Genomic DNA, 22998 nt, shown 5'->3' with positions numbered 1-22998 from the left:
ATTTACGGCTTATTCTCGTTTTTATTTAATCGTTTGATATAGGCTTTTAACGCTTCAATAACTTTAGGCGCAAGTATTAAAGTGGCCGTCATTGTTGGTATAGCCATTAAAGCAAAAACACCATCGATAAAATTAATCATCGCTTCAAATTTTGTAGTTGCCGCGACCACAATACTAGAAATATATAGATAATTATAATAATGTTTTTTATCTGCACCTATTAAAAATGACATACACTTAGAGCCATAATATGCATATGAAAACAAAGAAGAAATACTAAATATAAAAACACAAATCATTAAAAGGTATTGACCAATGCCTGGTATGGCATTCTCAAAAGCAGATGCCGTTAAACTAACACCATTGTTAGATGTGGTTTGCCATACACCTGTAACTAAAATGGCTAACGCAGTTAAGGTACAAACTATTAATGTGTCTATCACAGGACCTAACATAGCAACTAATCCTTCTCTAACAGGCTCATCTGTTTTGGCTGCACCATGAGCCATTGGTGCAGTTCCGATACCTGCTTCATTAGAAAATGCACCTCGTTTAATACCTAACAAAACTAAAGTACCCAAAACACCTCCAAAAACGGCATCGCCTTTGATATAATTGGCGTCAAAGGCATCCGTGAAAATCATAATAAAATATTTAGGTACTTCTGCATTGTTTATACCCAAAATAATTAGCACTAAAACAAAATATAAACTGACCATTGATGGTACTAATTTAGATGCAATGGTACTAATCCTTTTAAGACCACCAAGAATAACAATAGAAGTGAAAATCACTAACACAGCCGCAATTATTAGATTAGACATTAAGCTAACTTCTACGCCATTCGGAATTAGAATGATATCATTAATAGCTTGTTTTAATTGATTTACATTTACAACTGGTAAAGCCCCTAACATACCAAAGACACTAAACATAACTGCTAAAAATTTCCATTTTCTACCAAGACCTTCTGTAATAAAATACATAGGACCTCCTTGTATTTCTCCATTAGAATCTTTACCTCTATACATAATTGCTAGTGTTGATGTAAAAAATTTAGTAGCCATACCTACAATAGCACTTACCCACATCCAAAACATTGCACCAGGTCCTCCAATCGAAATAGCCAAAGCAACACCTGCAATGTTTCCCATACCTATAGTAGACGACAACGCTGTTGTGAGGGCTTGGAAATGCGAAATCTGACCAGAATCATTTGGGTCATCATACTTTCCTTTTAATACATTTAATGCATGACCTAAATATCTAAAAGGTAAAAACTGTGAACGAATTAACAAATACAATCCACCACCAATTAATAATATAAGTAATGGTAAACCCCAAGCTAAATCTGAGAATTGCTTTAATATGTCATCAAGGATTTTCATAGTAGATAAATGTAATAAACAGCATGTATTTTTATGCTCAGGAATATAATTAATTTTCAATTGCGCTTCTTATCTTTAGAATATAAAATTCTAAATACCTAACTTAGCTACTCAACACTAAATAAGTGTTTAGAACAAACGACCAAACAATATAAGTCTTTCTAATTTATAGCGTATTTAATTCTTATAAATGTTGTAGCACATTGAAAACAATCTGCAGATGCTTTAATTTAAGTATCAGAAATGAATGCAGAATAACATAGTAACATTTGAACCCTAGCCGTCTTTATTTTATTGATTCTGTAAGAGCTTTTGCCATCTTAATGATGTTGCAAGGTCATTTTATAGACACTTTGTTAGACCCGTCATATAGAGACCAAAGCAACACCATCTTTAAGGCTTGGGAATATTTAAGAGGTATTACAGCGCCAACCTTTTTTACTATTTCAGGACTTATTTTTTCTTATTTACTTATTAAAGCTAAACGCATTGGAAAAGTAAAACTTCGTATGCGCAAAGGTGTAATGCGAGGTCTTATGCTAATAGGTATTGGATATTTACTCAGAGCTCCTGTTTTTCGGTGGTTAATTGGCGAATTTGATTCCTATTTCTTAGTTGTAGATGTTTTACAATGTATAGGTTTATCGTTAATTTTAATTGTAATCATATATCAACTTACTTTTAAAAGAACTTTAATGTTCTCTATAATAATGCTCGTATTAGGTATATCTATATTTATTGCTGAACCACTATATCGTTATTTAGAATTACCACATACACCATTAATTTTCTCTAATTATTTAACAAAAGTAAACGGCTCAATTTTTACCATTATTCCGTGGTTTGGTTATGTTGCTTTTGGTGCTTTTATATCTACTTTGTTTTACAGATATGTGCAACGTCCACAATTTAAATCTTTCATTGTTTCCAGCTTTTTATTATTTGGATTTGCATTAATAACCAAATCCTCTTGGCTATTTATGAAGTTGTATTTTTGGCTAGATATTTCATTGCTTAAAGATGTAGCATATTACAATTATCTTTTTACAAGATTTGGAAATGTTTTAATTCTTTTTGCACTGTTCTATGCCTTTGAAAACTTTATAAAACCACCTATAATTTTAAAAATAGGACAAAAGACATTATCTATATATGTGATTCATTTTATTATTATCTATGGAAGTTTTACAGGTCTTGGTTTAAGTCAACTTATAGGACAAACATTAGTGCCATGGCAAGCCGTTATAGGAGCTCTAATGTTTTTATCATTAGTTTGTGTAATTTCGTTTTATTATGTTAGAACAAATGCCTTTGTATATTCTAATACTATTAAGTTATTAGACAAAATAAAACGATATACGCAGTGATTTTTTTTTAAAACAGAAAACAATATGACAAAAAAAAGACCATCAAAACATTGATGGTCTCATCCTTTTCATAACAATTAATTCCCTCAAAAATATAAGGAATAGAAATTAATAGCATTATATCTACGTAATAATAGAGTTTGTAGTTTTATTAATTATTTATAAATACGAAAACATGGAAAAACTAATTGAAAAATTTTATACGGCATTAAATGATTGTGATAGCGAAACCTTAACGTCTTGCTATCATGACGAGATAATTTTTGAAGATCCTGCCTTCGGAATTCTAAAAGGTAACCGAGCAAAAGGTATGTGGCAAATGCTATGTTCTACGCAAAAAGACAAAGATTTTAAAGTCACTTTTAATCATATAACGACTAACGATACTCAAGGAAATGCTCATTGGGAAGCTTATTATACTTTTAGTAAAACAGGCAGAAAAGTACATAATAAAATAGACGCTTCATTTGAATTTAAAGATGGATTAATCATTAAACATACAGATGTGTTTGATCTACACAATTGGGCTAAACAAGCTATGGGAATTAAAGGGTATTTATTTGGCGGCATGGCCTTTTTTAAAAATAAACTGCAATCATCTACAAATACTTTATTAGATAAATTTTTGCAAAAAAAAGAAGCTATCTAATAAAATTAGATAGCTTTTTGAGGCAATGTTTCTTTTTAGGGACTTAAAGTTTACTTTATGTTTCATTGCATTATTAATAATTCAAATTTTGTGCCAAATTTAAATATTAACTATATGCTTCTACCTTTCCTATTACACCTTTATAAAATGCTTTCATAAATTTAAAATCGGCTTCTAAATCTTCTGTTGGATAAAAAGGTTGTGATACTTTATTCTGTTTATTTTTAAAATCAAACGTGTACATTATTATAGGTACATTTGCTTTTTTAGCTATATAGTAAAAGCCGGTTTTCCATTGATCTACCTTTTTCCTTGTTCCTTCAGGAGATAATACAAGTCTAAACTCTTCTTTCCCTTCAAATAATTTAGCAATGGCTTCTACTTTGTTTTGACCAGGTGTTCTATCTAATGCTTGTCCTCCAACAGCTCTAAAATAATAACCAAATGGCCATGTAAAAAGTTCTTTTTTACCAATAAAACTCGTTTTTAACTGTGTAACTTTTCTCAATAATAGCGAGATGTAAAAATCACTCCAACTGGTATGAGGTGCCGCAATAATTACAGCCTTTTTAATAGAGTTCTTAGAAAAATTAGTATTCCCTACGACTTTCCAACCGAGAGCTTTGAAATAAATAAATTTAGCCAACCAGCGCATATTACATTTTTTTGTAAAGCTCCAGAAGCTTTTGTCTTGTCATTATAGTTTTCCAGTTTTTTCCTATGGCGTTTTCCCATAGTGGCTCTAAACTTAAGGCCACATCAATCATTTTTTCAAATTCGTAAGGTTCTAAATTTGAACAAACACCTTGAGGTAAATCTATATTATGCTTAGCTTTCATTTGTTTAAATAAAGCCACACCTTCAGGATAATAGTCTTCTAATTGATCGAACACTATACAATTACCTATTCCATGTTTAATTCCTAAAAGGTAACCTAAACCATAACTTAAAGCATGTGCTACACCTACTTGAGAGTACGCAATACTCATTCCGCCATGCCATGAAGCCATCATTAATTTTGCTTGGGCGTCTTCTTTAGATAAAGTATCTTCTAAAAAGATTTCTTTACAGAGTTCAAAAGCTTTTTCTCCATAACTCTGACTAAACGCATTTAAAAAGGTGCCATTTAATGATTCTACACAGTGTACAAAGCAATCCATACCTGTATAAAACCATTGGTCTTTTGGTACGTCTTTTGTTAATTCTGGATCTAATATAACTTGATCAAATGGTGTATAATCACTATTTATTCCCAACTTACGTATAGGGCCTGTTAAAATGGTTGTTCTAGATACTTCAGCACCTGTTCCCGAAATGGTAGGCACGCCTACATGATAGATTGCTGGTTGCTTAATTAGATCCCAACCTTGGTAATCTTTAGACTCACCTTTATTTGTTAGCATTAGAGATACTGCCTTAGCAATATCCATAACAATGCCACCTCCAATACCAATTATACCAGAAGGTAGCTCACTATGTTCTAGTATAAGGTCTTCTACATATTGGTCTATTTGTCCTGTCTTTGGCTCTTCTGTTGTTGGTACATAAATTATTTTATCCTTGTAGGATAACGTAATTCTAGAGGTTAACCAATGATTGCCTTTAAACACATCATCTACATAAAATATAAATGGTGCATTTCGTCCTTTACGTTTTGAAGCCAGAATTTCATCGAGTTGATTGAAACTCCCTCGTCCAAAAACGACTCTAGACACCATTGGATAATTTTTATATATCATTTACTTTATATCTTTAACAAAAATAACAACTTCATTCATATTTACGACCTATTTAAATGAAATTGTAATTTTTCATTAAACAACCCAATATGGTAGCCATCTACCAAGGCATGATTAACACTAATTGCAATTTGCATTTCTTTTTTAGACCCCTTACTTTCCATCTTACTAAATGCTATTTTTGGAACTGAATCTTTAGCACCATTAAACGGTTCTTTATGGCCTGTAAAATTAACCCAAGGCAAAGATGAACAATGCACACAATCTATAGAGTTAATCGGTGGAAAAAGATCGTTTGTATTAAATACTCTATCCTTTTCATTCAAAAAATTATTTTGAAATTTAAAAAAATCCTCATCATAATTTACAAACGTAAATCCAAAGGTATTATTAGGTCGTAGAATTGTTGGCGATGCATGAATTTTGTCATAGACCACCACTTCATTTAATTCGTTTATTCGGTATCTTAAGTTTTCAACATCATTAATTGCTTGCATTGTTGCATGTAAATATTTCACAAAAAACGACACGTCCTTTGCACGAGATAATGCGTAAGCTTTTGTCACATCTACCTTAAATGTGACACCAAAATAGGGATCTACGAATGTGTTGAAAAATTCAAAATGCGCCTGCCTATTCCAAGTATGTTTGTCTAGTACTCTCAAACGCTATTTAAAAAAGTTTAAAATTTCAGACAAACACGTTACTGTAGTGTAACCAGTTCCATTGGCTTCATTTTTAGTTACAGTTTCATGTTGCCAAGTTGTATGAAACGGTACATGTATGGCTTTAGCTCCAAGTTTTACTAAAGGCAAAATATCTGATTTGAGTGAGTTGCCTATCATTAAAAACGCCTCTGGAGCAATATCTAAATGATTTAACAACTTAGAGTAATTTGATTCTTGTTTTTCACTTAATACTTCAATATGATGAAAATACTTAAGCAAACCCGATTTTTCTAATTTTCGTTCTTGGTCTAATAAATCACCTTTAGTAGCTACAATTAATTTGTAATCTTTAGATAAAGCCTTAAGTACATCCTCTACACCTTCTAACAACTCAATAGGTTTATTAATCATATCCTTACCTATAGCTAGCATTTCTGCAATCACTTCATTAGAAACCGTATTATTAGATAAATCTAGCGCTAACTCAATCATAGAAAGTATAAAACCTTTTACACCATAACCGTAGGTTGGTAGGTTTTTAATTTCCATTTTAAAGAGTTCTTGATCTATTTTATTAGGAGTTTCAAAACGCGATAATAACCGACCTGCTTCTTCTTCAGCAGCTCTAAAATAGGTTTCGTTAACCCATAGCGTATCATCAGCATCAAAGCCAATAACTTTTATGTTTTTGTAATTTACTTCCACAACTTCTTTGCTCGTTCTAAATCTTCTGGTGTATCAATTTCTACACCTTCTATTGTGGTTTCAACCATTTTAATACGTTTGCCGTATTCTAAATATCTTATACATTCAATTTTTTCTGTCGCTTCAAGAAATTGCATTGGTAAAACCGCAAAATCTAATATCGCTTCTTTTCTAAAGGCATAAATACCTTTGTGCTTAAAATATCTTGTACGCACTTCTTTATCTCTAGGAAAAGGAATTGGACTTCTTGAAAAATAAAGCGCAAAACTTTCTTGATCTACAATAACTTTTACAGTATTAGGATTGCTAATTTCTTCCCAATCTTTAATTTCTACCATAAGAGACGCCAAATCGATTTCTTTTTCCTTGTCATCTTTAAACACGTCTATAACCTTGGCTAAACTTTCGCGTTCAGTAAATGGCTCATCACCTTGTACATTAATAACAATATCACAATCTATATCAGCTACGGCTTCGGCAATTCTATCGCTACCAGACTCATGTGTTTTTACGCTCATGATTGCTTTACCACCATGAGATTCTATCTCGTTAAAGATTATTTCACTATCTGTAACCACGTATACTTCGCTAAACAATTTTGTAGCAACAGTGGCCTCGTATGTTCTAAGAATTACTGATTTTCCTGCTAAATTTTGCATCAATTTACCTGGAAAACGCGATGCACTATATCGTGCAGGAATCATGGAGATTATTTTCATCTATATGAATTGTGTGAGTATTTTCAAAAATAAGATTTAAAATCGACTTTAAAAACTGATTTGATATTTTGATATTTAGCTGGAACTTGGTCTTATTTTTTTATAAATCTTATAGATGATATAAAAAATAAAAAGGACAAATAGTATTGCTAAAATTGGTAAAAATATAGACACAATAGACATCACTATGGACGACCCTGTTTCTATGGTAGAGACAATAGGGTTTCCAAAACCTGCTGTAGACACCGTAGAACCAGCACGCGTTACACCTGCCGAACTCTTTACAGCAGCAGCTGTTCCTCCTCCTGCTATTATGGCTAATGCCCAAGTAATCACAGGACTTAAATCTGCAACTGTTGAGACCATAACTGCTGTTCCTGCTATGGTTGCTAATGGAATAGCAATAGTATCTAATGCGTTATCTACAATAGGTATATAGTAAGCAACTATCTCAACTAATGTGGCGATACCTAAAGTGATGACAGCCGTTGTACTCCCAATCCACTCCCAAGATTCATTAAGTTCCCAAACATTGAAATAAGCAGCTAAACTTAACGCAAATAAGGGTAAAAACACCCTAAAGCCAACCGAAGCTGCAAGTCCGATACCTAAAAATATACTTAGAATTGTTTCCATAAAAATTTAATAAGTTATTAAATTATATCAATAAGGCATTGTGCTCAAATTACTGATGCTTTTTTAAAAGTACAAAATCAAAAGGCGTCCATAAACACGCTTTTAATCCTGCTTCCTTAAATCCATTATTTACCCAACTATTACATGTATTAATACAAGAATAGCTTCCCTTAGCTTTGTAAAAGTCATCTTTAGAAGTATATCCTTTATTATTAAGTGTTATTTTTTGTCCATCTTTATTCGTTTCAAAAGTATTCAATAAATAAGCATTTACCTTTTTTAATTCTGAAGCATTCACTTTAACTTCTATCCAATTTGAACGCTTTTCTTTATATCTCGTTACATGCATAAGTGTTGAACTCTTGAGAATTAAGGCACTAAATGCATTTTTTACCGTAAGATCATTCCAGGTAGGTGTATTTATATAAAAATTTTCATCTCCCCAACCAAAAGAAAAATACGCTTCAGGTTCAAAGTGTTTTAAATCTTTTAACACTAAACTATCTAAATTTTCTTTCGGAATTACAATATCTAAATGTACACCATTTGTAGATAAGTATATTGATTTACTAAAATCTGCTTGCTGTTCTTTTCTGTCTATTGTAATATAACTCAGGATTAATGATATAATTAGATAAGTAAAAGGGATTAATAGTATATAAACAATCCATTTAAAAATCCTCTTTATTAATTTCATCTCAATCTACTATTAATCTTTCTCTACAAACATCTCATCCTTAAACCCAATTAAATATAGTTTTTCTTTGGCTCTTGTAATGGCTGTATACAACCAACGAATATAATCTCTATCCATTCCATTTGGTAAATAAGGTTGTTCTACAAAAATAGTATTCCATTGACCACCTTGCGATTTATGGCAAGTAATAGCATAAGAAAACTTAACCTGTAAGGCATTAAAAAACTTATTATTTTTAACACCTAAAAAGCGTTTATATTTAGACGGTTCTTCTTCAAAATCTTTAGAAACTTCTTGGTATAATCTATTAGACGCTTCATAGCTTAATGAGGCGCTTTCTACATCAATAGTATCTAATAGTAAAACGGTTTCAAAAGGTTTCATATTAGGATAATCTACCATTTTTACTTTGACTTCGGCAAATCTAAAACCATATAATTCTTTAATACTAAATATTTCTAGCACTTCAATGATATCGCCATTTGCAATAAACCCAGCTTCAGTAGTAGGTTTTATCCAGAAGTAATTGTTCTTTACCACCATTAAGTAATCTCCAGCGGACAATTCAGATTCATTAAAGAGTATTCTTTGTCTTATTTGCTGATTATAAGCATTTGCACGTTTGTTACTTCTAACTATAATAGCGGTTTCTTCATAGCCGTCATTACTATATGCATCGTTAATGGCATCCATAATCTCGTAACCATCTATAAGACGAACACTATCTGTAAAACCATTTAGATCAAATTTAAAACTATCATAAAAATTAGATTCTAAAACAGCTCTTAACTCTGTCGCATTACTAAGGATACCAGAATTTTGCTCTTGTCTTACAACTTCATCTAATTCTATACCAACTACATCTTTGTTATAGTTTAAACTCAGCTTCTTTTGATCTAACGCCGGACTTAAATCAGATTTCACAGGAGGTAATTGCGCCTTATCTCCTATTAATAGTAACTTACACTCATGGCCAGAATAAACATAACGCATTAAGTCATCTAGTAATGAACTGCTATCAATTGCTTTAGAATCTGAAGGCGTATCAGGTATCATAGACGCTTCATCTACAATAAAAATAGTATGTCTGTGCTTATTAGGTTGCATTACAAAATTGACGCCTCCACCTTTATCTTTTTTAGGAAAATATATTTTTTTATGAATGGTAAAGGCCTCTTTTTTAGAATAATTTGCAATGACTTTAGCAGCTCTACCAGTTGGCGCCAATAAAACCGCACTTTTTTTTGCCTGCCATAAATTAGAAACAATTGTACCTATTATGCTTGTTTTTCCCGTACCAGCATAACCTTTTAATAGATAGATTGAATTTTTATTACTGTCAAATAAAAACTGTGACAACTGCATTAACACCATATCTTGCTTAGATGTTGGTGTAAATGGAAATTTTGATTTTAAAAGAGAATAGAATGCAGAAGCATTAGAAATCATAAAGAAATAATTATAAAGCAATATACAGTATTCTATATTTAATAGGTTTATTTTTTAATAAGAAATAGTTTTTTAATTAATTTTATTTAGATAGTTTTAACCAACAAAAAAAAATTGTAGATTTGCGTATACACCTTAATTAATAAATAAACAACATGAATGTAATATTAGCAATTGTAGCTCTCATACTGTTAACCATTGGAATTGTTTGGGCAATAGACAAGTTTGTTCCTAAAAAAATTAAACCAGTAATTAATTTATTACTTTGGGCATTAATATTTTTTCTAGGCTATATAACGTTTAATCTAGTTTATGATGAAATTAAATTCAATCAATTAAAAGAAGAACGTTTTAAAGTAGTTATTGAAAAACTAATAGACATAAGAGACTCAGAATTAGCATATAAAGATGTTCACGGAACATACACGGACAGTTTTGATAAATTAATCAATTTTGTAGAAACAGGAAAAGTGCCAATTACGCAAAGACGTGATACTTTAGTTTTAGATGAAGAAAGAACACGTGCTTTTGGTGGTGTTGAAACGTTTAAAACATTAACCTTAATAGACACTTTAAGTTTCTATTCTGTGAAAGATTCTATATTTGGAGGAAGCGATCGCTACAAACAAATGATGACTGTTGGTATTGGTAAACCAGGCGCAAAATTTACTTTAAAAGCAGGTAAGCTAGAAGAATACCCAGTATTTGAAGCAAGTGTGGAAAAATCTATAGTTTTAGATGACCAAGATAAAGACTTAGTCATTAAAGAAAACCAAGTAGTTTCTGTAGATGGTGTTAATGGATCAGCTTTAACAGTAGGATCTATGGACGAAGTTTTCACAAAAGGAAACTGGCCAAAAAGTTATACAAACAAAGAATAGTTTGAAAAAAAACGATATTAAAGAACTGTCCATTCAAATTAATTTGAATGGGCTTTCTTTTTGCATACTAAATAGAACTACAAACAAAGTAGAGTTTCTTAAAACTATTGATTTTGAACAAAAACAATTACCAGAAGCTGTACTAAATCATCTCAAAAAAGAATTAAGTAGTAACACTGTTTTTTCTGACGAATTCAATGATGTGTTAGTGATACATCAAAATGAACTCTCTGCACTTGTGCCAGAAAAATTATTTAATCATGAGAACAAGGTAGATTACCTAAAATTTAACTCTAAAATATTAAGTAACGATTATATAACAGAAGATCATATTTCGGTAAATCAAACTGTTAATGTCTATGTACCTTACGTTAATATTAATAATTATATTTTTGACACTTTTGGTGCGTTTGTCTATAAACATTCCTCTAGTATTCTAATAGATTCATTTTTACAAAAGCCACAAGCACCAGACGAAAAACCCGTTGTATACATCAATGTAAATAAAAATTCAATGGAGCTTCTAGTTATTGAAAACAATGAGCTTCAACTTTTTAATGTTTTCGAATATCACAGTAAAGAAGATTTCATTTACTACGTCTTATTTGTGTTTGAACAATTAAAATTAGATGTAGAAACAACAACAACATTACTTTGTGGAAATATTGTTATTGGTGACGAAAACTTTGTAATGCTCTATCTCTATATTAGAAACGTATTATTTATAGATAAGACCTACAATTTTAACATTGTAGCAAAAACAGATAGACGTTATCTACACCAACATTATGTAATCTTAAACTCCTTTTAATGCGTATCATATCTGGTCTGTATAAAGGCAGACGAATTTTAGCTCCCAAAAAACTACCTGTAAGACCAACTACAGATATGGCTAAAGAAGCCTTGTTTAATATATTAAATAATCAATACTACTTTGATGACATCTCGGTTTTAGATTTATTTGCAGGAACAGGAAACATAAGCTATGAGTTTGCATCACGAGGTACCAACGACATCACAGCTGTAGATGCTCATTTTGGATGCATTAAATTTATAAATGAGACAGCCGAAGCGTTTGAAATGCACATAGACACCATAAAAAGTGATGTGTTTAAATTTCTAGAAAAAAACAAACAACAGCATACCATTATTTTTGCAGATCCGCCTTACGATTTTGATCTCGAAGCCTTTTCTAAAATACCACAATTAGTATTTAATAATGAATTATTACACAATGAAGGTGTACTCATTGTAGAACATTCTAAGCATACAGATTTAAGCCAAATAGAACATTATAGCTACTCTAAAAGTTATGGTGGTAATATGTTTAGCTTTTTTGAACATAGCGAAGAATAAAACAAACAAAGCTCCATGTAAAACATGAAGCTTGTTTAAATAAGCAAATCTATAAGCCGAATTCTGTTCGTCCTGAACTCGTTTCAGAATCGCTTCTTTACAAGAACAAAACTACCTTATCATTTATCTACGTTTACTATTACTAGCAAACTTTAGCTGCCTACCCTCTAACAATCGCGCGTGTACGCTCAAACGTTAGTATACATGACATTGCACCACATAGAGTTTACCTGGTTTCACTACAGCATAACCTGTACATTCTTTCTGTTGCACTTTTCCTCACCTTACGATGGATGGCTGTTAGCCACTATGCTTACACTATGGTGTTCGGACTTTCCTACCCTAAATAAATTTAGAATCGATAAGGCGATCTGCTTGAGCGCAAATATACAATGTTGATTCTAAATTAATTCTATCAAAACATGTAATCAAACATATTTTAAATTAAACATTTAATTATCAAAAAGATAGGTTGAATTTTTATTATAAGAATTATCAATACTAAACGTAATCCATAAATGCCATTTATTCAATTTTAGTCCTTTTTATATTTACTAGCTCAGCAAGTTTTGCTCAAAAAAAACAATAAAAGAGTTCATGCCATATGTTAATGAAAATCAACAAAGACCAATAAAAGTTGTATTTACTAAAGAAGGAAAAAGAGAGACTTTAAGGTAACACATCAAGCTAATCAACCTGCATATTTTTTTGAAGAATTATTTTTGCATGACATTTATAAAAAAGATCTTGAGCGATTAAAAGAAGAACTAAATTAAATTCTGTTAATAACTCAAATAAACTAAGCTCAATTTAAACTCTAAATTGAGCTTCTTTTTTTAAATTTGTAAAGATTAAGCATTGAGAGATGCTGAATTAAATTCAACAAAACTTGGAACACTTCGTAGTATCGGCACGTAAATACAGACCACAAACCTTTAAGGATGTTGTAGGTCAGCAAGCTATTACAAATACTTTGCTTAATGCTATTGAAAACAATCACTTAGCCCAAGCCTTATTGTTTACAGGTCCTCGTGGTGTAGGTAAAACTACTTGTGCACGTATTTTGGCCAAAATGATTAATAGTGATGGTAACACTAAAGAAGATGAAGATTATGCTTTTAATATTTTTGAATTAGATGCAGCATCTAACAACTCTGTAGATGATATAAGAAGTTTAACCGATCAGGTTAGGATTCCGCCACAAGTGGGCAAATACAAAGTTTATATTATTGATGAGGTACATATGTTATCTCCAGGTGCTTTTAATGCGTTTTTAAAAACGTTAGAAGAACCACCTAAACACTGTATTTTTATTTTAGCAACTACAGAAAAACATAAAATAATCCCAACAATATTATCGCGTTGTCAGATTTTCGATTTTAAACGAATTACCGTTACAGACGCCAAAGAATACTTAAAGTATATTGCTAAAGAGCAAGATATAACTGCAGAGGACGATGCCTTACACATCATTGCCCAAAAAGCAGATGGCGCCATGAGAGATGCGCTTTCTATATTTGATCGTGTAGTTAGTTTTTCTGGAAAAAACTTAACCAGACAAGCGGTTACTGAAAATTTAAACGTTCTCGATTACGAAACTTATTTTACAAGTACAGACTTAATTTTAGAAAATAAGATTCCTGATTTGTTAGTACAATACAACACTATCTTATCAAAAGGATTTGATGGTCATCATTATATAGCTGGTTTGGCTTCTCACTTTAGAGATTTAATGGTTTGTAAAAACCCGTCAACCATTCCACTATTAGAGGTTGGAGAAAATACCAGTTTGAAATATATAGAACAATCAAAGAAAACTACGCATGCGTTTCTAATGGAAGGCATAAAGCTAGCCAATGACTGTGATCTTAAATATAAAACAAGTAAAAATCAACGTTTATTAGTTGAGTTAACTTTAATGCAACTTGCCTCTATCACTTTTGATGGAGAAAAAAAAAATTTTAGGCACTTCATAATTCCGCCTTCATATTTTAAAGCGAGAGGTATAACACCAATTCCTGTTACCAAACAAAAAACCGAACAACCGTCTGCTACAAGTTCTGTTTCTTCAAACGTAGAGGCAAATAAAAAGGAAACTTTAGAAACTGCTGAAGCGCCTGCAGTTAACATACCTAAAATATCTATTAATAACCCTAAAAAGTCAACCTCTGGCTTATCCTTAAAAAGTATTCGTAAAAAGAAAGAACACTTATTAAGACAAATGGATGTGGTAATAGATGAAGACGATTTGCCAACAGAACCCGTAACACAAGAAGCGTTAACTGAAGCCTGGCAAAGTTATACGGAACAAATGGATAAAAAAGGGGGAAAAATTATGGCCTCTATTTTACAAATGGATCAACCAAAATTAAAAGGGACTACCATTTATTTAACCTATTCTAATAACACCAACAAGATAGAATTACAACGAGCGGAATTTCCGTTAATGGCATATTTAAAGAAAAAGCTACTAAACTACAACCTTAAATTAGATATAACAGTTAACGAAGAAATTGCAAAAAAATACGCTTTTACACCTCAAGAAAAATACGAGAAACTAAAAGAAAAAAATCCTAATATTGAAGTGTTACGACAAACATTTGGACTAGATATATAAAAATATTATGAAACAACTCATCTTACTTTTAATCCTTGTTGGAAGCCTTTCCATAAGCTGTGAAGGCAGAAAAACACAACATCAAGCCTTATCAGAAAGCATTGAAGAATTTAAAAAAACAGTGAATTTTGAGACCCATAATTACATTCCCGAAACCTATTTAGAACAAAAAGTAGATACCGTTTTGAGTAATGGATTTAGAGTGAAAATAAAAACCTTTTCTGATAGTACAAATGCTGTACGGTTTTCAAAAATAAAAGATACCATAAATCATCAGACACATTATAGGAATTTTAAATTTGAAATTAGTGTGAGTAAAAACAATGTAGTCATTTACAATGAGCATTTTAATAAAGCGAAAGTCAATAAAGCGTTTAATTACAATTCTAATTTGTCTCCTGGATCTAAGTTATATAACTTTAACACACTGGCAGTATTAAAATCTATTGAAGTTAATGACGATCCGTCTTATACCAATATGGTTTTAATTGATTTTGTGTATGGCATTCCAGAAACAGACAAGCAGGCATCTCATCGTATGTTTATTGATGAAAATGGAAAATCTAATATTGTACAAACTGAAGTAAATTAAATATGCTAGGACTTAAGTTACCAACAGATCCAAGATGGGTAAATATCGTAGAAAAAAATATTGAAGACATCTTAACAGACCATGCGTACTGCGAACAAAAAGCCGCGAGCACAGCAATATCACTAATAGTTAGTTTTCCCGAGTATACAGATTTGGTTAAAGAAATGATTGAATTAGCCAATGAAGAAATGAGTCATTTTAAAATGGTTCACGACAAAATTTTAGAAAACGGCTGGACTCTAGGAAGAGATCGTAAAGACGATTACGTTATTGCACTACTAAAATTTTTTCCAAAAGGCGGAAGCAGAACTACACAACTCGTTCATAGGTTATTATATGCAGCGCTAATTGAAGCCCGAAGTTGTGAACGTTTTAGATTATTATCTGAAGCATTGGAAGACAAAAAATTAGCAAAATTTTACCGTAAACTAATGATTAGCGAAGCAGGTCATTACACCATGTTTTTAAACTTTGCAAGGCAATATGGAGACCGAAAGGATGTAAATGAAAAATGGGAAGCACTTTTAGCCTACGAAGCCGAAATAATGAAAAACTTAGGGCATAAAGAAACCATACATGGCTAAAAAAAAAGTCTTAACGTCGATGTTAAGACTTTTTTTTATTATTTATTTTGTACTACAGCTTCATTCCAAAACCAAACTGTAAGACATTATTTTTAGCTTCAAATGCTGTTAAATCTTGGTCTAGCACATTTAATAAACCATAAGCTGCTCTAGCATCTATAAAGAATTCATCCGTAATCATAAATTCAACACCTACTACACCAGATAAAGCAAAAGTAGTGAAAGCATCTTTATCATTCCACGTTTTTAAACTTACTTGAGGACCAGCCAAAAACGAAAAACGTTCTGACAGCGAAAAATTTAATAAAATTGGTAAATGCAGATAATCCGCTCTAATTTCTTGCGCTTTTCCGCCTTCTGCAGACCATTGTAATTCTGTTCTTAATCCTAGTTTTTCATTAAACTCAAAATCTACAAAACCAGCAAATGCAAAACCATTTCTATGCTTGTTTTCAAACTGCGCATCTGGCTTATAGTCTAAGTTAGAAACATTTACAGCACCTCTTGCTCCGTAAATGATATCTTGTGATAAGCCTACACTTGTAAATGAAACGAACAATAAAACAATTACATATTTTTTCATAATAATCAATTTGAGATAGCTAAGATAAATTAAATTCTATATTTATGATATTTTATAAAGAAAAATCCGACAAACTACACTATTTAAACCTATTTTTTATACAATCACACTAGAAACAGTCTCGTAATACATGCTTTTTATAATACCATCTGACAGTCCAATTTTAGGCACATAAATATCTTTGGCACCACTCCATTTCATCGCAGATAAATAAATTCTCGTTGCAGGAATAATCACATCTGCTCTATCTTGATTAAGATTTAATTTGGTAATACGTTCTTCGTAAGAATAATTTTGGAGCATTTTGTAATAACTCGTTAAATAAAAATAGGTTAACGGTTTACCTGCATCTTTTCCTGAGATTTTGAATATTTTATTAATATTTCCACCTGACCCTATTAATTCTATTTTTTCATATTGTTTTGTATGCGTCTTTATCCAACTTTCTAATTCTAGCCAGGTTTCATTTTTTACAATATCATTTAACAATCTAACGGTCCCTATTTTAAATGATTTTGATTGCTTTTTATCTCCATTATGAATGATAGAAAACTCCGTACTACCACCTCCTACATCTACATATAAATACGTTTTATTTGGATTAATAAAGGATTGTAAATCTGTTGCTGCAATAATAGCAGCTTCCTCATCACCATCAATAATTTCTATATTAATACCACAAGACTCTGCTATTTTTTTAGTTAATCCATCACTGTTTTTAGCTTCTCGCATGGCAGAGGTTGCACAGGCCTTATAGCGCATTACGCCATGAGATTTTATTATTAAACTAAAAGCCATCATGGTATCTAACATACGTTGTTGGTTATACTCTGATATTTCCCCATTTAAAAATACATCGGCACCTAATCTTATTGGAATACGAACCAACGAATTTTTTTTAAAAATTACAGGCTCATCGTCTTGCTCTATAATGTTTGAAATTAATAACCTTACAGCATTAGATCCAATATCTATAGCCGCATATTTCTGTATCTTCAGCATACTATCCTTCTAAATTGTTTAAATAATATTTATATGTATCAAATTGAGCTCTCACTTTTGGGTTTTCATTTCTTCTGTATAGATTATCTTGATTCTCATTGATCACTCTAGATTTTACATTATCATTCCAACAAATATCATATAAATGTTGTAATTCTTGTTTTATATCCTCGTTATAAATAGGGCAACTTACTTCTACTCTTGTGTCTATATTACGTGTCATCCAATCTGCTGAGGATATGTATATTTTTGGGTCATTTTGATTACAGAAGATATACAGACGCGTATGTTCCAAGAATTTATCGATGATACTAATAATTTCAATATTCTCACTCATCCCTTTTATACCTGGAACTAAACAACATAGTCCTCTAACAATCATTTGAATTTTTACACCTGCTCTACTCGCTTCATATAATTTATCAATCATTTTATAGCTACTAATGCTATTCATCTTTAACTTGATATACGCAGGTTTTCCGTTTTTAGCACTTTCAATTTCTTTATCTATTAAAGCAAAAAACTTAGTTTTTGTATAATGAGGCGATGTAATTATATGTTTATATCGGTTTACTTTATAGTTAACTTCAAAAAAGTTAAATACTTTATTAACATCTTTTAAAATTTTCGGATTTGCGGTCATCAACGTAAAATCTGTATAAATTTTAGCAGTTGACTCATTAAAGTTCCCAGTACTTACAAACCCATAACGTACTAATTTTTCTTGCTCTTCACGTTCTATTACACACATTTTACAATGTACTTTTAAACCTGTAACACCAAACAACATGGTAACACCTTCGGCTTGCATCTGCTCAGCATATTTTATGTTTGCTTCTTCATCAAAACGTGCTCTTAACTCAATAGATACAGTTACTTTCTTTCCGTTTTTTGCCGCATTGATTAAGGAACTTGCAACATGCGATATTTGCGCTAATCTATAAATCGTAATTTTTATAGTTTTAACTTTAGGATCTAAAGCTGCTTCTCTTAAAAATTTTACGATATAAGAAAACGTGTGATATGGTGTATAAACTAAGTAATCTTTTTTAGCAATTGTATTAAAAATACTCTCTTCTAAACTTAAGCCTTTAACTGGTAGTGGTTTAATTTTTTCATAAAGCAAATCGGTTCTTCCTAAACTAGGAAAACTCATATAATCTCTTCTATTATGGTATCGACCACCTGGAATAATACTTTCCTTTTCATCAATTCCCATAAGCTTTAATAAAAACTCTAGCGTATCTTCATCTATATTTTTATCGTATACAAATCTAACAGGTGCGCCACTTTGTCTATCCTTAACACTTTCTGATAATTTATCTATAAAACTTTTACTTAAATCACTATCAAATTCTAATTCTCCGTCCCTTGTAATTTTTATCATATGCGCACTGATGGCATCATAATCAAAAATATTAAAGATTTCATCTAAACAATATCTTAGGATATCATCTAGCATTATAATGTAGTTACTATCGCCTTTATTAGGCAATACCACAAAACGATCCATTGCTGACGAAATTTCAATCAATGCAACTTGATCTTTGGCATTTTCGCTAGACATCTTTACCGTTAGGTATGCAGAAATATCCATAAGTTCTGGCAAAGCGACTTCTTCATTTAGCATTATAACGACAAGAGCAGGACTAATTTCTTGATAGAAATAATTCATGATAAATTCATGATGATTTACATCTATTTCAGTTTCATCAATGATATAAATATTTTCTTTTTTGAGTTCTACTTCAATATCCTCTAAAATCTCAACACTTTGAATTTGTTGTTCAATCACTATCTGTGTAATCTCTTCTAACAAATCTCCAGCCTTAATACCGCCTAACTCACTTTTCCCACCTTTACCAGCTTCATATATACGCTTTACAGTAGCGTATCTTACCTTAAAAAATTCATCTAAATTATTAGAAAATATACCCAGAAATCTTAAGCGCTCAATTAGAGGCACATTTTTATCTTCTGCTTCTTGAAGAACACGTTCATTAAATTTTAACCAACTAAGTTCTCTATTTATATATATATTTTTGTCTTTAGTCATTTCTTAATTCCTTAGGAATAATTATAAGTTCTGTTGTTCCTTTTTTTAAATCTTGCCAACTATCAATATTAAATTTTATAGTGATTAATCCGCTCGTCGGAAGATTATCTATAAATCTATCACCAAATATATTAGAAATAGATGTGAAAGCATGATTGTGACCAAAAATCATTATATTATTTAATGTATCGGAAACATTTTTAATGAATTCAATTACATTTCTTCCGTCAAAATCATACAAGTCTTCAATTATAGAAATTTCTTCTTTTGCAATATTTAACGTTTTTACTACAATTTCACATGTGCTTAAAGCTCTTTTTGCTGGACTAGAAAATATTTTTTCTGTCTCATAACCCAACCTAACCAGCTCATTTGCAACCAATTTAGCATCGTTCTCTCCTCTACTTTGTAATGGTCTCTCATAATCAATAACATCATGTTTCCATGATGATTTTCCATGTCTCATAAATGTAATACTTTTCATATTTTCTCGATTAAATGTAATTTTTTTCCGACAAAAGGTTGCAAGAGTCCATTTTAACGACTAAATTGCCCCCTCAACACTAAAGTTTGTATATGATGTAAGTTATAGGTTATTTTGTTTTGTAAAATTAATGTAATTGATCCCAAATCAAAAAATATATTAATCCATTAAGTATATTTCAATTACATAAAAATATCTCCCTCTATATTTTAACAAAAAACGAATAATAATATTATTCACAATACTAGTATGCTTTTACGCAAATGCGGTTTGCTGTTAAAGTCTATAGTATGTTAATAATAGCATAGACATTATTAGTTATGATAAAAAATATGGAAAATAAATACAGTTGTATTTCTATAGAAAAAATCTCAGGAGCCCTTGTTGTGGCTTTACTTTTGGTTTTATCATGTGTACTGAATGCTCAGCAAGCACCATCTATTAGAACTGGTGTGACATTTCAATGGGCAGACGTTCAACCTGATGGTACACATCCTGCAACTATTGAATCGGTTACTATAAACGGTCAAGTGTATAATACATTTGCTGTGCCTTCTGATTATGAAATGACAAGGGTAGGACCTAATGGGCATGGCTCCAACCATATTAAAGAAAATTCAACAACTATATTTAATAATAGTAGTAACGCGTTGTGGCATGATGCTGCTCTATCTGCTTTTCAAGACAAAAACCTAAATCACTTTTTCTCCTGTGGTAATAATGGTCGAAATATTTGTTCAGATTTTTCAGCTGTAAGTACAACGGATGCGCAAAAACAAACCATATTTTACACCCCTTATATACCTGCAAATGAAGGTGGTGTGTTAGCAATTACGGAAAGAAATGCAAACAATTGTTTTCATATTGCTGTTTATGGAATTCCCGTTGGTGGAACTTCTGAAGTTTATTTAGGTGAAACATTTGTGAGAACAGATGGCGTTACATACATAGGAGCTCATCAGCCTCCTAATCAAGAACCCGCTGCAACGTCAGATTATTGGCTTACTGACAGAACTGTGGAAGATAACAAATCACTTGGAATGGCACTTTTTTATTTAAGTGACATTGTACCTGTTGGTTCAAAAATTACTAAAATAGAATTTAATGCGTCTACCGTAGATCATGGTGATGGGAAGTTTTTAATTCTTCAAAAGTATGCTATCGATAATCATCAAGTTAATTGTATTGACACACGCTATTCTGGAAATTTATCTGAAACAAATAATGCTCCAGAAAATTCAACATACTCGCTAGTCTCTGGTCCAACTGAGACAGGTAATTCCTTTGTATTAAATACAGATGGTACATATACTTATGAACCAGTGGAAGGATTTACAGGAGAGGTTTCTTTTGTTTATCAACTATGCTTACCTGAACCTAATCAATCAGTTTGTGACCAGGCAACAGTTTATTTAGAATTTGTGAATTTACCTCCAGATCCATCTTTTGATGTTAGTTGTAACACTTCTCAAGGATATACCATTGAAGTGACTTCACCTCTAGGATCTGAATATGAATATAGATTAAATGGTGGAGCCTACCAGACATCAACAACTTTTGATGTCCCTAATGGTTCCTATAATTTATCTATAAAAAACATGAACACTAGTTGTGAAAAGTTTTATTTAAACAACCCAATTGTGTTATCTGAAATCGAAATTACCGCAGACATTTCTGATGTTTCGTGTAAGTTAGGTAATGATGGCGCAATTGATATCTCTATATCTGGTGGTTCTGCTCCTTATTCTTATAGCTGGAGTAATTCAGCAACGTCTGAAGACTTAAGTAACATTTATGCAAACACATATACTTTAACCGTAACTGATGCATATGGATGTACTAAATCTGAAAGTTTTGAAGTTAAGCAACCTGAAGAAGAATTGGCCGTTGAAGTAGATTGGATAAATCATGTGGATTGTTTTGGCAACAACTCTGGAGATTTTAAAGTTGAAGGTTCTGGTGGAACACCGCCATACCAATATTCTGATGATGGTGGAGTAACTACTCAATCCAATGATTATTTTGCACCTCCTTATAATGCAGGTGAATATACCATTACAATTATAGATGCAAATGGCTGTACATCAACAGTTGATTTAGAAATTACAGAACCAGACGAATTAGAAATTACAATGCAATGGAAAAAGAATGTCTCCTGTAACGGAGGTTCTGATGGCGATTTTAAAGTTATTGGTTCTGGTGGTACACCTCCTTACAACTACTCGTTAGATGGTGGTACAACTACACAAACTGACCAAATATTTTATAACTTATCTGCTGGTGACTATACCGTCACGGTTATTGATAGTAACCAGTGTACTGCTGAAATAGAAATTGAAATTACAGAACCTAGTGCTTTAAGCCTGTCTGTTAATAAAGTTAATGCTACTTCTGCGCAAGGATGTGACGATGGCACTGCGACTGCCTCTACCACGGGTGGAAATGGTCCGTATACCTATTTATGGTCCGCATCGGCTGGTAATTCTACAGATGCTTCTGTGAGTGGATTAACTGTAGGGAATCATACCGTTGTAGTAACAGATGCCAATGATTGTACAGCGACACAAACTATTACTATTTCGTGTACCGATGATTGTGATACTGCAACCACATCAGGTACCATTACAAATGTACTTTGTAATGACGATACTACTGGTGCAGCTACAGTCTCTGCAAGCTCTGTAGTAAATCCATCTGCCACTTTTACCTTTACATGGTCTAATGGCGATACCGATGCTGGTGTTACGACTAGTACGATTTCTAATGTCGCTGCGGGGAACTATACCGTTAGTGTTACTATGGACGGATCGTCTTGTGATCCTGTTG

22 protein-coding genes and 1 other RNA gene are annotated in these 22998 nt (G+C 31.8%); 9 read left to right on the top strand and 14 right to left on the bottom strand.

Annotation, left to right across the window (positions count from 1 at the left end; translation table 11 throughout):
• Positions 1-2: 2 nt before the first annotated feature.
• Positions 3-1388 (bottom strand): alanine/glycine:cation symporter family protein, encoded by a 1386-nt coding sequence (locus HNV08_RS15540; protein ID WP_173282278.1) that lies wholly within the window; start codon positions 1386-1388, stop codon positions 3-5.
• A 269-nt stretch (positions 1389-1657) separates the two neighbouring features.
• On the opposite strand from HNV08_RS15540, the gene HNV08_RS15535 reads away from it, so the two are divergent.
• Positions 1658-2755 carry a heparan-alpha-glucosaminide N-acetyltransferase domain-containing protein gene (locus HNV08_RS15535; RefSeq protein WP_173282277.1) on the top strand — a complete coding sequence of 366 codons (1098 nt, stop codon included), beginning with the start codon at positions 1658-1660 and terminating at the stop codon, positions 2753-2755.
• Between the two features lie 175 nt (positions 2756-2930).
• Positions 2931-3404 (top strand): nuclear transport factor 2 family protein, encoded by a 474-nt coding sequence (locus HNV08_RS15530; protein ID WP_173282276.1) that lies wholly within the window; start codon positions 2931-2933, stop codon positions 3402-3404.
• A gap of 106 nt (positions 3405-3510) precedes the next feature.
• Here HNV08_RS15530 and HNV08_RS15525 read toward each other — a convergent pair whose 3' ends face one another.
• The 8 genes from HNV08_RS15525 to HNV08_RS15490 form a co-directional block, all read right to left on the bottom strand.
• Positions 3511-4059, bottom strand: a complete 549-nt coding sequence (locus tag HNV08_RS15525; RefSeq protein WP_173282275.1) for a 1-acyl-sn-glycerol-3-phosphate acyltransferase — start codon at positions 4057-4059, stop codon at positions 3511-3513.
• Between the two features lies 1 nt (position 4060).
• A complete protein-coding gene (locus tag HNV08_RS15520) occupies positions 4061-5143 on the bottom strand; it encodes an iron-containing alcohol dehydrogenase family protein (protein WP_241697244.1) in 1083 nt (360 codons plus the stop codon).
• Positions 5144-5184: 41 nt separating this feature from the next.
• Positions 5185-5808, bottom strand: a complete 624-nt coding sequence (locus HNV08_RS15515; protein ID WP_173282274.1) for a CatA-like O-acetyltransferase — start codon at positions 5806-5808, stop codon at positions 5185-5187.
• Positions 5809-5811: 3 nt separating this feature from the next.
• A complete protein-coding gene (locus HNV08_RS15510) occupies positions 5812-6516 on the bottom strand; it encodes an HAD family hydrolase (RefSeq protein ID WP_173282273.1) in 705 nt (234 codons plus the stop codon).
• Complete coding sequence (gene kdsB, locus HNV08_RS15505; RefSeq protein ID WP_241697243.1) at positions 6507-7235, bottom strand: 3-deoxy-manno-octulosonate cytidylyltransferase; 729 nt, start codon at positions 7233-7235, stop codon at positions 6507-6509. The genes HNV08_RS15510 and kdsB overlap by 10 nt, the downstream gene beginning before the upstream one ends.
• A gap of 75 nt (positions 7236-7310) precedes the next feature.
• Positions 7311-7877 (bottom strand): DUF4126 domain-containing protein, encoded by a 567-nt coding sequence (locus HNV08_RS15500; protein WP_173282345.1) that lies wholly within the window; start codon positions 7875-7877, stop codon positions 7311-7313.
• 43 nt (positions 7878-7920) lie between these two features.
• Positions 7921-8568, bottom strand: coding sequence for a DUF2459 domain-containing protein (locus HNV08_RS15495; RefSeq protein WP_173282272.1), 648 nt, complete (start codon positions 8566-8568; stop codon positions 7921-7923).
• A 12-nt stretch (positions 8569-8580) separates the two neighbouring features.
• On the bottom strand, positions 8581-10017 hold the full coding sequence (locus HNV08_RS15490; protein WP_173282271.1) for an ATP-dependent DNA helicase: 1437 nt from the start codon (positions 10015-10017) through the stop codon (positions 8581-8583).
• Positions 10018-10172: 155 nt separating this feature from the next.
• On the opposite strand from HNV08_RS15490, the gene HNV08_RS15485 reads away from it, so the two are divergent.
• The 3 genes from HNV08_RS15485 to rsmD are packed head-to-tail and all read left to right on the top strand — an operon-like array spanning position 10173 to position 12254.
• Positions 10173-10898: a hypothetical protein gene (locus tag HNV08_RS15485; protein WP_173282270.1), complete on the top strand. Its 726-nt coding sequence runs from the start codon at positions 10173-10175 to the stop codon at positions 10896-10898.
• A gap of 1 nt (position 10899) precedes the next feature.
• A complete protein-coding gene (locus HNV08_RS15480; RefSeq protein ID WP_173282269.1) occupies positions 10900-11709 on the top strand; it encodes a DUF3822 family protein in 810 nt (269 codons plus the stop codon).
• The gene (gene rsmD / locus HNV08_RS15475) at positions 11709-12254 is read left to right on the top strand and encodes a 16S rRNA (guanine(966)-N(2))-methyltransferase RsmD (protein ID WP_173282268.1); all 546 of its coding nucleotides are present in this window, start codon (positions 11709-11711) and stop codon (positions 12252-12254) included. The genes HNV08_RS15480 and rsmD overlap by 1 nt, the downstream gene beginning before the upstream one ends.
• Positions 12255-12290: 36 nt before the next feature.
• Here rsmD and rnpB read toward each other — a convergent pair.
• Positions 12291-12632, bottom strand: an RNA gene (rnpB, locus tag HNV08_RS15470) — RNase P RNA component class A.
• Positions 12633-13143: 511 nt separating this feature from the next.
• Between rnpB and dnaX the strand changes: the two genes are divergently transcribed.
• From dnaX to miaE, 3 genes are read left to right on the top strand one after another with little or no spacing between them, the layout of a single operon-like run.
• Complete coding sequence (dnaX, locus tag HNV08_RS15465) at positions 13144-14871, top strand: DNA polymerase III subunit gamma/tau (protein WP_173282267.1); 1728 nt, start codon at positions 13144-13146, stop codon at positions 14869-14871.
• A gap of 7 nt (positions 14872-14878) precedes the next feature.
• The gene (locus tag HNV08_RS15460; protein WP_173282266.1) at positions 14879-15463 is read left to right on the top strand and encodes a hypothetical protein; all 585 of its coding nucleotides are present in this window, start codon (positions 14879-14881) and stop codon (positions 15461-15463) included.
• A 2-nt stretch (positions 15464-15465) separates the two neighbouring features.
• Positions 15466-16047 carry a tRNA-(ms[2]io[6]A)-hydroxylase gene (miaE, locus tag HNV08_RS15455; protein WP_173282265.1) on the top strand — a complete coding sequence of 194 codons (582 nt, stop codon included), beginning with the start codon at positions 15466-15468 and terminating at the stop codon, positions 16045-16047.
• A gap of 52 nt (positions 16048-16099) precedes the next feature.
• On the opposite strand, the gene HNV08_RS15450 is transcribed toward miaE, so the two are convergent.
• From HNV08_RS15450 to HNV08_RS15435, 4 genes are all read right to left on the bottom strand, one after another.
• Positions 16100-16630 carry a porin family protein gene (locus tag HNV08_RS15450; RefSeq protein ID WP_173282264.1) on the bottom strand — a complete coding sequence of 177 codons (531 nt, stop codon included), beginning with the start codon at positions 16628-16630 and terminating at the stop codon, positions 16100-16102.
• 96 nt (positions 16631-16726) lie between these two features.
• Entirely contained in the window at positions 16727-17632 is a 906-nt protein-coding gene (locus HNV08_RS15445) for a Ppx/GppA phosphatase family protein (RefSeq protein ID WP_173282263.1), read from the bottom strand.
• Position 17633: 1 nt separating this feature from the next.
• The gene (gene ppk1 / locus HNV08_RS15440; RefSeq protein ID WP_173282262.1) at positions 17634-19688 is read right to left on the bottom strand and encodes a polyphosphate kinase 1; all 2055 of its coding nucleotides are present in this window, start codon (positions 19686-19688) and stop codon (positions 17634-17636) included.
• Entirely contained in the window at positions 19681-20172 is a 492-nt protein-coding gene (locus tag HNV08_RS15435) for a SixA phosphatase family protein (protein ID WP_173282261.1), read from the bottom strand. Before HNV08_RS15435 ends, ppk1 begins: the two co-directional genes overlap by 8 nt.
• Before the next feature lie 332 nt (positions 20173-20504).
• Here HNV08_RS15435 and HNV08_RS15430 point away from each other — a divergent pair.
• Positions 20505-22998: Ig-like domain-containing protein (locus HNV08_RS15430; RefSeq protein ID WP_206677696.1), on the top strand; the 2494-nt coding region annotated here is incomplete at its 3' end.

Origin of the sequence: Winogradskyella eckloniae (genome assembly GCF_013249045.1) — a bacterium.
Classification (GTDB): Bacteria; Bacteroidota; Bacteroidia; order Flavobacteriales; family Flavobacteriaceae; genus Winogradskyella; species Winogradskyella eckloniae.
This window is presented reverse-complemented; position numbering and strand designations above follow the sequence as displayed.

What these genes read in the sequence shown, in the direction of transcription:
- HNV08_RS15520 (WP_241697244.1), bottom strand. Translation starts at nt 5,143, where the DNA reads ATGATATATAAAAATTATCCAATGGTGTCTAGAGTCGTTTTTGGACGA.
- HNV08_RS15485 (WP_173282270.1), top strand. Translation starts at nt 10,173, where the DNA reads ATGAATGTAATATTAGCAATTGTAGCTCTCATACTGTTAACCATTGGA.
- HNV08_RS15445 (WP_173282263.1), bottom strand. Translation starts at nt 17,632, where the DNA reads ATGCTGAAGATACAGAAATATGCGGCTATAGATATTGGATCTAATGCT.
- rsmD (WP_173282268.1), top strand. Translation starts at nt 11,709, where the DNA reads ATGCGTATCATATCTGGTCTGTATAAAGGCAGACGAATTTTAGCTCCC.
- HNV08_RS15435 (WP_173282261.1), bottom strand. Translation starts at nt 20,172, where the DNA reads ATGAAAAGTATTACATTTATGAGACATGGAAAATCATCATGGAAACAT.
- HNV08_RS15540 (WP_173282278.1), bottom strand. Translation starts at nt 1,388, where the DNA reads ATGAAAATCCTTGATGACATATTAAAGCAATTCTCAGATTTAGCTTGG.
- miaE (WP_173282265.1), top strand. Translation starts at nt 15,466, where the DNA reads ATGCTAGGACTTAAGTTACCAACAGATCCAAGATGGGTAAATATCGTA.
- HNV08_RS15530 (WP_173282276.1), top strand. Translation starts at nt 2,931, where the DNA reads ATGGAAAAACTAATTGAAAAATTTTATACGGCATTAAATGATTGTGAT.
- kdsB (WP_241697243.1), bottom strand. Translation starts at nt 7,235, where the DNA reads ATGAAAATAATCTCCATGATTCCTGCACGATATAGTGCATCGCGTTTT.
- HNV08_RS15460 (WP_173282266.1), top strand. Translation starts at nt 14,879, where the DNA reads ATGAAACAACTCATCTTACTTTTAATCCTTGTTGGAAGCCTTTCCATA.
- HNV08_RS15525 (WP_173282275.1), bottom strand. Translation starts at nt 4,059, where the DNA reads ATGCGCTGGTTGGCTAAATTTATTTATTTCAAAGCTCTCGGTTGGAAA.
- HNV08_RS15450 (WP_173282264.1), bottom strand. Translation starts at nt 16,630, where the DNA reads ATGAAAAAATATGTAATTGTTTTATTGTTCGTTTCATTTACAAGTGTA.
- ppk1 (WP_173282262.1), bottom strand. Translation starts at nt 19,688, where the DNA reads ATGACTAAAGACAAAAATATATATATAAATAGAGAACTTAGTTGGTTA.
- HNV08_RS15490 (WP_173282271.1), bottom strand. Translation starts at nt 10,017, where the DNA reads ATGATTTCTAATGCTTCTGCATTCTATTCTCTTTTAAAATCAAAATTT.
- HNV08_RS15495 (WP_173282272.1), bottom strand. Translation starts at nt 8,568, where the DNA reads ATGAAATTAATAAAGAGGATTTTTAAATGGATTGTTTATATACTATTA.